The sequence below is a fragment of the Microbacterium sp. K36 genome, from assembly GCF_004794355.1.
Lineage (GTDB): Bacteria > Actinomycetota > Actinomycetes > Actinomycetales > Microbacteriaceae > Microbacterium > Microbacterium paraoxydans_D.
Genome location: NZ_SSDN01000004.1, coordinates 1 through 8,706, shown reverse-complemented (window position 1 = coordinate 8,706; position 8,706 = coordinate 1). Strand labels below are relative to the sequence as shown.

General features: G+C 71.3%; 8 protein-coding genes and 1 pseudogene. 2 read left to right on the top strand and 7 right to left on the bottom strand.

Annotated features, from left to right (window positions below; all coding sequences use genetic code 11):
• Positions 1–520: beta-galactosidase (locus tag DW296_RS00085; protein WP_205807748.1), on the bottom strand; the 520-nt coding region annotated here is incomplete at its 3' end.
• Positions 521–613: 93 nt separating this feature from the next.
• Here DW296_RS00085 and DW296_RS00080 point away from each other — a divergent pair.
• The gene (locus DW296_RS00080) at positions 614–1,660 is read left to right on the top strand and encodes a LacI family DNA-binding transcriptional regulator (RefSeq protein ID WP_136050574.1); all 1,047 of its coding nucleotides are present in this window, start codon (positions 614–616) and stop codon (positions 1,658–1,660) included.
• A 41-nt stretch (positions 1,661–1,701) separates the two neighbouring features.
• On the opposite strand, the gene DW296_RS00075 is transcribed toward DW296_RS00080, so the two are convergent.
• Genes DW296_RS00075 through purM form a run of 3 tightly spaced genes read right to left on the bottom strand, consistent with a single transcriptional unit; the run spans position 1,702 to position 5,615 of the window.
• Entirely contained in the window at positions 1,702–3,024 is a 1,323-nt protein-coding gene (locus DW296_RS00075; protein ID WP_136050573.1) for an MFS transporter, read from the bottom strand.
• A complete protein-coding gene (gene purF / locus DW296_RS00070) occupies positions 3,024–4,496 on the bottom strand; it encodes an amidophosphoribosyltransferase (protein ID WP_136050572.1) in 1,473 nt (490 codons plus the stop codon). The genes DW296_RS00075 and purF overlap by 1 nt, the downstream gene beginning before the upstream one ends.
• A gap of 6 nt (positions 4,497–4,502) precedes the next feature.
• Positions 4,503–5,615 carry a phosphoribosylformylglycinamidine cyclo-ligase gene (gene purM / locus DW296_RS00065; protein ID WP_136050571.1) on the bottom strand — a complete coding sequence of 371 codons (1,113 nt, stop codon included), beginning with the start codon at positions 5,613–5,615 and terminating at the stop codon, positions 4,503–4,505.
• A 232-nt stretch (positions 5,616–5,847) separates the two neighbouring features.
• Between purM and DW296_RS16350 the strand changes: the two genes are divergently transcribed.
• Positions 5,848–7,350 carry a DUF5979 domain-containing protein gene (locus tag DW296_RS16350; protein ID WP_168428948.1) on the top strand — a complete coding sequence of 501 codons (1,503 nt, stop codon included), beginning with the start codon at positions 5,848–5,850 and terminating at the stop codon, positions 7,348–7,350.
• Positions 7,351–7,420: 70 nt separating this feature from the next.
• Here DW296_RS16350 and DW296_RS00055 read toward each other — a convergent pair whose 3' ends face one another.
• From DW296_RS00055 to DW296_RS16345, 3 genes and pseudogenes are all read right to left on the bottom strand, one after another.
• On the bottom strand, positions 7,421–7,987 hold the full coding sequence (locus tag DW296_RS00055) for a DUF3618 domain-containing protein (protein ID WP_136050570.1): 567 nt from the start codon (positions 7,985–7,987) through the stop codon (positions 7,421–7,423).
• Positions 7,984–8,406, bottom strand: a complete 423-nt coding sequence (locus DW296_RS00050) for a phage holin family protein (protein WP_136050569.1) — start codon at positions 8,404–8,406, stop codon at positions 7,984–7,986. The genes DW296_RS00055 and DW296_RS00050 overlap by 4 nt, the downstream gene beginning before the upstream one ends.
• Positions 8,403–8,706: pseudogene (locus DW296_RS16345) on the bottom strand (hypothetical protein); the annotation flags it as partial. The gene DW296_RS00050 and the pseudogene DW296_RS16345, both read right to left, overlap by 4 nt.

Genomic DNA, 8,706 nt, shown 5'->3' with positions numbered 1-8,706 from the left:
GCCCGCCGTACGCCGCCTGCAGGGGCACGAGCCGCGGGAGCAGCGCGTCGTACCAGGCGTCGACGGCGGCGAGGAACGCGGGATCGCTGGTCCGCAGCGCCGAGACCCTGCCGGTGAGCCAGAAGGGCAGCCCGCCGTTCGACCACTCCGCGCAGATGTAGGGGCTCGGCCGCAGGAACACGTCGAGGCCGACCTCTCCGGCCAGCCGCACGAAGCGCTCGACGTCCTGCCAGCCGTCGAAGCGGATGTCCCCTTCGACCCGCTCGTGGAAGTTCCAGGCGACGTAGGTGTCGACCGTGTTCGCGCCCATCGCGGCGAGCCGGCGCAGGCGGTCCTCCCACTGGTCGGGGTGCACGCGGAAGTAGTGGATCGACCCGGACAGGATGCGGTGCGGCACACCGTCGCGAAGGATCTCCCCATCGCGCCAGGACAGGGCGGGAGCGCCGGAGACAGCGGCGTCAGTCGGCGCGGCGACGGCGGTGGAGGAGCCGTCGGAAGCCGCGGCGAGAAGGTCGGACATTGCACTCCCAGCTGAATTGTTTGCGTTCACATTATCGCATCGCCGAGGTCCGCGCTCCCTGGTTTTCCGCCGATGGATCGCTACCATTGGGGGATGTCCCCTCGCCGTCCGAAAGACGACCGCGCCCCCAGCCAGGTCGACGTCGCCCGCCTCGCCGGCGTCTCCACGCAGACTGTCTCGCGCGTGATGTCCGGGCAGGACAACGTGCGGCCGGAGACGGCGCGACGAGTGCTCGCCGCGGTCGAGGAGCTCGGCTACCGTGTGCACGCCGCCGCCGCATCACTCGCATCGGGGCGCACCCGTGTGCTCGGGGTGATCGTCGTCTCGACCGATCGCTACTCCTCCGCGGCGCTCGGCGTCGGCATCCAACAGGCCGCGGCGGCGAACGGCTACACCGTGACCACGGCGGCGGTGGCCGACCACGCCTCGGACGACGCGTTCCTCGAGGCCTTCGATCGCCTGGAGCGGCAGGGCGCGGAGGGCATCATCCTCGGCGTGCCCATCGCCCTGGACACGCCGGCGATGCGGGCGCGCACCGAGCGGACGCCCGCCACCCGCAGCGAGCGCACCTCCCTGGAGGAGGACGCCCCGCTCGCGGTCGACCAGCGCGCGATCGCCCGACTCGCCGTGGAGCACCTCCTCGACCTCGGCCACGAGACCGTGTGGCACGTCTCCGGCGACGACTACTGGACGGAGACGCAGCAGCGCAGCGAGGCCTGGGAGCAGACGCTCCGCGAGCGCGGCATCGTCCCGCCGCCGGTGATCCCGGCGGACTGGACCCCGGAGTCCGGATACCGGGCCGGCCGCACCATCGCCGCGATCCCCGAGGCGACCGCGGTCTTCGTCAGCAGCGACGAGATGGCGTTCGGCCTCATCCGCGCCCTGCACGAAGCGGGGCGCAGCGTGCCGGAGGACATCTCCGTCGTGAGCGTCGACGACATCGCCCTCGCCGCGTACGCCTCTCCCGCGCTGACGACCGTCCGTCAGCCGTTCGAGGCCATGGGCCGCGCCGCCGCGCTACGGCTCATCACCCAGATCGAGGGCCACGACCCGGTCGGCGAGATGCCCTCCACCGACCCCCAGCTCATCGTGCGCTCCTCGACCGCGCCGCCTCGCGTCACGACGCGAGAAAGCTCATAACCCCTGCGGCAACGATGAACATCGGTGCCTGACGGCGATCGTCACCAGCGGCCGTGACGCCGCTCCCACTCGTCCTCGATCGTGCGGCGGCGACCGGCGATGATGCCCGCGGGCACCGAGACGACCAGCACCCCCGCCACCACGAGAAGCGGCACCTGCCACCCGCCGCTGGTGTCGTGGAGAAGGCCGACGAGGAGCGGGAACACCGCCGCGATCGCGTAGCCGATGCTCTGCACGAAGCCGCTGAGGGCGACGGCGCTCTCCGGCGTACGCGCGCGGATGCTCAGGAGCACGAGGCTCAGCGGGAACATGATCGCGGTGAGCCCGAAGATCGCCACCCACAGCGGCAGCGCGACGGCCGGGAAGAGCAGCAGGCCGCCGAGACCGACGAGACCGGCGACCACGGCCACGAAGAACAGGGGGCGGGTCGCCTGGAACCGCACGACCAGCACCGGCACGAGCATGGAGCACGGCAGCCCGACGAGAGCGAACAGCGAGAGCAGGAAGCCGGCGGTCGCCGGGGTCACGCCGCCGAGGTCGACGAGGATGGTCGGCAGCCAGGCGAAGGCGACATAGGCCATGGTCGACGACGTGCCGAACACGAGGGCGAGCGCCCACGCCAGCGGCAGCCGCCAGAGCCGGCCGAAGACACGGGGACTCGCCGACTGGGTCGTGATCGGCCCGGTCGAGGCGGCGACCGCGTCGCGCACATCGTCCACGCCGTCGGTGGGGTCGGGGACCAGGAGCTCCGTCGGCACCGGGCGGTCGTCGCCGCGGGAGCGCACCAGCAGCGTGACCCAGGGCACGAGCGCGAGGGCGGCCACCACGCCCCACATGCCCAACGAGATCCGCCAGCCGAGCGAGTCGGCGACGGGGACGGCGACCAGCGGGGGGAGGAAGGTCGAGACCGCGAGCGTCGTGGAGTACGCGGTCATCATGACGCCGAGCCGGTCGGCGAAGTACTTCTTGACCAGCGGCGGCAGCAAGACGTTGCCCGACCCCACGCCGGCGAACACGACCGCGGTTGCCGCGAGCAGACTCCAGGAGTCGGGGGCGAGGCCGCGCAGCAGCATGCCCGCCGCCATCAGCACGATCGCCACGACCGCCATGCGCTCCAGCCCGAACCGGCGCTCGAACAGCGGGGTCAGCAGCCCGAACAGCGCGAAGCAGACGGGCGGAGCGGCGCCGATCAGCCCCACGATCACGGGGGCCACCGGGAAGTCCTCGGCGACGTGATCGAGGACCGGAGAGAGCGAGGCGACGGCCGACCGCAGCGAGAACGCGACCAGCACGATCCCGATCAACGCGAGGGCGCGCCCCTGCCAGAGGGGTCGGCCCTGCGGCGCGCTCAGGGACCCGGACATCAAGAGGTCTGCGACCCCTCCACCCAGGCGAGGTACTCGTCGGAGACGGTGCCGGTGACGTAGCGGCCGTCGAAGCAGCTCATGTCGAGGTCCTCCAGCGCGGAGCCCTCGGTGATCGCGGCCTTCAGGTCGTCGACCTCCTGGTACACGAGGTGGTCGCAGCCCAGCTCCTCCGCGATCTCGGGGATCGTGCGGCCGTGGGCGATGAGCTCGTGCCGGGAGGGCATGTTGATGCCGTACACGTGCGGGTGCCGGACCGGCGGGGCGGCGGAGGCGAAGGTCACCGAGGCGGCACCGGCATCCCGGGCCATCTGGATGATCTCCTTCGAGGTGGTGCCGCGCACGATGGAGTCGTCGATCAGGAGCACGTTCTTGCCCTGGAACTCCGTGGACATGGCGTTGAGCTTCTGACGGACGCTCTTCTTGCGCACCGCCTGCCCCGGCATGATGAAGGTGCGGCCGACGTAGCGGTTCTTGTAGAAGCCCTCGCGGTACTCGATGCCGAGCTTGCGGGCGACCTCCATCGCGGCGGGGCGCGACGAGTCGGGGATCGGCATGACCACGTCGATCTTGTCCATCGGCACGTGCTTCGCGATCGTGTCGGCGAGCTTGTCGCCCATCCGCAGACGCGACTCGTACACCGAGATGCCGTTCATGACGGAGTCCGGACGGGCGAGGTAGACGTACTCGAAGGCGCAGGGAGCGAGGTGCGTCTCGGCGGCGCACTGCTTTGTGAACAGCTCGCCGTCGTTCGTGATGAACACGGCCTCGCCGGGCTCGACCTCGCGCACGACCTCGTAGTCGCCGTTCTCCAGCACGAGGGACTCGCTCGCCACGACCCACTCGTCCTTGCCCTCGGCCCCGGGGACGACCGACGGACGACGCCCGAGGATCAGCGGACGGATGCCGAACGGATCGCGGAACGCGAGCAGGCCGTAGTTGGCGATGACGGCGATCACGGCGTACGCGCCCTCGATGCGGTCATGCGTGCGGGCGACGGCCTCGAAGATCCGGTCGGGGTCGAGGTCGACGGTGGAGGTCGTGGCCTGCAGCTCACCGGCGAGCACGTTGAGCAGCAGCTCGGTGTCGCTCGACGAGTTCAGGTGCCGGCGGTCGCGCTGGGCCATGTCGGCGGCGAGCTCGCGCGTGTTCGTGAGGTTGCCGTTGTGGATGAGGATGATGCCGTAGGGCGCGTTCACGTAGAACGGCTGCATCTCCTCTTCACTGGACGCGGTGCCCTTGGTGGCGTAGCGGACGTGGCCGAGACCGACGTTGCCCAGCAGTCCGCGCATGTCGCGGGTGCGGAACGCCTCGCGCACCATCCCCTGGGCCTTGGCGTTGTGCATGACGCCGTTCGCCTCGGCGGTGGCGATGCCCGTCGCGTCCTGCCCGCGATGCTGCAGCAGCAGGAGGGCGTCGTAGATGTCCTGATTGACCGGGGCAGAGCCCACCATTCCGACGATGCCGCACATGGGCTCTTACTTCGCTCCGTCCGCGTAGGCGCCGACGAGGCGCACCGCTCCACCATCGACGCCCTTGGCGCCCTGTTCGAATTCGCCGGCCGGGCGCGGGCCGAAGCCCACCGTGCCGACCTGCCAGGAGGGCATGCCCTCGGCGTTCAGCGCCGCGATCGCGGCATCCTTCCTGTCCGCCGCCACGACGGCGAGGAATCCGATACCGAGGTTCCAGGTGCCCTCGGCGGACTCCAGCGTGGAACCGGCGATATCGCTCAGCACGCGGAAGACCGGGCTCGGCGACCAGGTGCTGCGGTCGACCTCGACCCAGCTCCCCTGCGGGAGCACGCGCGCGAGGTTGGCGGCGATGCCACCGCCGGTGACGTGGCTCAGGGCGTGGACCCCGCCGGACGCCTCGATCAGGCGCAGCAGCGGCAGCGTGTACAGGCGCGTGGGCTCGAGCAGAGCCTCACCCCAGGTCGCACCGAAGTCCTCGGCGTTGTCGCCGTAGGAGATCCCGGCACGGGTGATGATGTGCCGCACGAGCGAGTAGCCGTTGGAGTGCAGGCCGCTGGAGGCGACGGCGATGACCGCATCGCCGTCCTGCACACGCTCCGCGCCGAGGATGGCGTCGGCCTCGACCACACCCGTCGCCGCGCCGGCGACGTCGTAGTCCCGCGGGCCCAGGAGACCGGGGTGCTCCGCCGTCTCGCCGCCGACGAGCGCGGTGCCCGTCGCGGCGCACGCCTCGGCGATGCCGCGCACGATGTCCGCGATCCGCTGGGGGACGACCTTGCCGCAGGCGATGTAGTCGGTCATGAACAGCGGCCTCGCGCCCACCACGACGATGTCGTCGACGACCATGCCGACGAGGTCCTGGCCGATCGTGTCGTGCTTGTCGATGGCCTGCGCGATGGCGACCTTGGTGCCGACGCCGTCGGTGCTGGTCGCGAGCAGCGGACGCCGGAAGTCACGCAGAGCGCTGGCGTCGAACAGACCGGCGAAACCGCCGACGCCGCCGAGCACCTCGGGGCCGTGCGTCGCGCGCACGGACGACTTCATCAGTTCGACGGCGAGATCACCCGCCGCGGTGTCGACGCCGGCTTCGGAATAGGGGTTGGTGGGGGAGGCAGCCACTCGAACAGCCTACCGCCCGCAGGCGAGCACCCGGCTCGCCGCCCCCTTCCCGCCACACTGTCCGGAATCGATCACAGATCGTCCTCATACGTAGCGTAATCACCCGCGCATGTGAGAGTCTGTCGGCGAAGCAGGCGGGTTTCGTCGTCCGGAGACCCCGGAGAGAACAGAGAGGTGGACGGTGCGCACGCAGAAGAGGAGAACGGAGCGACGACGCGGGAGGAGCCGCGGCATGGCAAGCAGCGCCATCGTCCTCCTGGCGCTGGTCGGACTCGCGGTGCCGCCGGCGGCGCACGCGGCGGAGCTGGACGCCATCACGGCGGTGACGGTGGTGGAGCCGACAGGCGACATCCATCTGTACGACACGCTCCGCCTCGAAGCGACCTGGGCCGTCCCCGACAGCGCGCAGCCCGGCGATACCTTCTCGCTGGCCTTCCCCACGACGCCCCGCCTGGTCGGCGTCTCCTCGACGTTCCCGCTGCGGGATCCGGACGGTGCCGTCGTCGGCACCTGCATCGTCACGGCGAGCGCGATCACGTGCACGCTGAGCGACTACGTCCTCACCCACGACAACGTCCGCGGGACCCTGTTCTTCCAGGCGAAGGCGGAGGAGACCACCGACGTCGACACCGTGACCTTCACCACCGGGGACGGGGATCCGATCACCGTGGAGATCCCCGGTGGTGGCGTCGGCCCGCAGCGCCCCGAGCCGGTGCCGACGGACGCGACCAAGTCGGGCGTGCAGACCACCGACGGGACCATCGAGTGGTACATCTGGGTGCCCGGGCGACTGCTCAGCGGAGAGCGCCCGACCCTCACCGATACCGCGACTCCCGGGCTGACCCTGCTGCCGGACACCGTGGCCATCGGCTCGGTCGCCTCCGATGCGTGGGCGGGAGGCCTGTTCGACCCGGCGGACTTCCACCCGCTCGCGGCGGGATCCGACTTCATCCTCACGCCGGGCCCCGCGAGCTCGGCGTTCACCGTGGAGCTCACGGCGCCGGCGCAGACCGACCGCCTGTATCGGCTGTCGTATCGGACCGAGCTGCCGACGGATGCGCACGACGGCCAGGTGTTCGCCAACACCGTCTCGGGGTCGAGCTTCACGACCACCACGGCGACCGTGACCGCGAGCGTGGCGGGCGGCGACGGCGCAGGGGACGGGCGCGGCGGATTCTCGGTCGCGAAACGGATCGTCGGCGAGGGGGCACCCCTCGTCCCGGCCGATGCGACGTTCGCCGTCGACTACTCCTACTCCACCGCGGACGGTGCGGTGACCGGAACGCTCACGCTGCCCGCGGACGGCACAGCCCGCCAGGTCACGCAGATCCCAGCAGGCGCGGTCGTGACGCTGTCGGAGCACACCGCGGAGGCCGTGCCCGGTGTCGCATGGGGAAGCCCGCGATTCCGCGGTGACGGCGTGACGACGACCGATGGAGGCGGACGACTCACGATCGGCGCGGGATCGGTCGCGGCCGTCGAGCTGACCAACCCGACCACGCTCTCCCCGCCCTCCCCGAGCACGCCCCCGACCACCGCGGAGCCGCCGTCCCCGTCGACGCCGACGCCGCCGGCCACTCCCCCCGCGGGGCTGGCCGCCACCGGCGGTGACGCGGGCGGTCTCATCGGGCTCACCGCGGGGGCGGTGCTCGCACTGCTGACGGGCGTCCTCCTCCACCGTCGTTCCGTCGCCCGCCGGGACTCCACGCCGACGCGCACCGGCGTCGACGGCTGACGCCCCGGCGACAGGAAGGGCCCGGTCCGACGGATCGGACCGGGCCCTTCCTCCAGGGATTCCGCGCCGCTCAGTTCCCGCCGGCGACGTTGTCGCGGGCGTCCTGCGCGCTGCTCTTCACCTCGTCGACGGCGTGGGTCGCGTCGTCGCGAACATGCGCAGCAGCGCCGGCGGCCTCGTCCTTGACGGCGGCGAACGCCGCCTGCGCCGGCTCCTTGAGATCCTGCCCGATGGTCTTGGCGACGTCGGTCGCCTCATCGACGAGAGGCTGGGCCTTCTCCTTGATGTCCTCGGCCAGTTCCTTCTCCTTCGAGGAGGCGGGGATGACCGCAGCCACGACGAGTCCGGCGGCGAAGGCCATCAGACCCACCGCCCGCGGATTCCCCTGGGCCTTGGCGACGGTGTGCCGCCCCGCATCGGCGACCGAGGAGGAGGCATCCCCCAGTCGGTCCCCGGCGTCATCGGCGGCGCCCATGACGCGGTCGACCGCCGAGCGCACGGCGCCCTTCATCTTCTGCGTCTGCCGGTGGACGCCCTTCGAGGGGGTGACCTTGTCGGCGAGGGCGTCGACATCCCTGCCGAACTCCGCTCGGGTCCGCTCGATGTCGGCGCGGATCGCGTCGGGTGAATTGCTCATTTGTTCTCCTCATTCCTCTTCACCGCATCAGGGATGCGCTTGAGGCTGTCCACGGTGCGCGGAGCCCCTTCGATGCTCTTCAACTGCTTGCGTCCCATCACGAACAGGACGAGGGCGATCAGCGCCCAGATGACGGCGACGATCACGGCCGACCAGCCGAGGCCGCTGACGTAGGCGCCGAGGGCCCACCAGAGGGCGACGGACAGGAAGAACACGGCCATGAGTGCGCCGTATCCCGCCCCGCCGAGCATCCCCGCGCTGCGGCCAGCACGCGTGGCCGACTGCTTGAGCTCGGCCTTGGCGAGCTCCAGCTCCTGCCGCATCAGCGTCGACAGATCGGTCGTGACCTCGCTGAGCAGATCGCCGAGCGACGTGGTCTCGGCCTTCTGCTCCGAGGGTGTGGGGGCGGCGTCGGTCATGGTCGCCCCTCTTCGTCGGATCCGCGGGTGGCGGCGTCGGTGCGGTCGTAGAGCGGGGTGTCCCCCTCGTCCACGGTCTCGCCGTGCGGCGTGACGCCCCACGGAGCGGTGCCGGCATCGATCCCGCTCATGCCGTCCGGCGCACCGGGCACGGTGCCGTCTGTGGGCAGCGGCGGCTGACCGAGGGTGGTGTTCTCTGCGGTTCCGGCACCTCCGACCAGGCCTGCCGCCCCCGCGCTCCCGGGGACCGCGCCGGGGGTGGTCGCCGGGGCGACGTCGGGACGCGGTGGGACCGCCGGT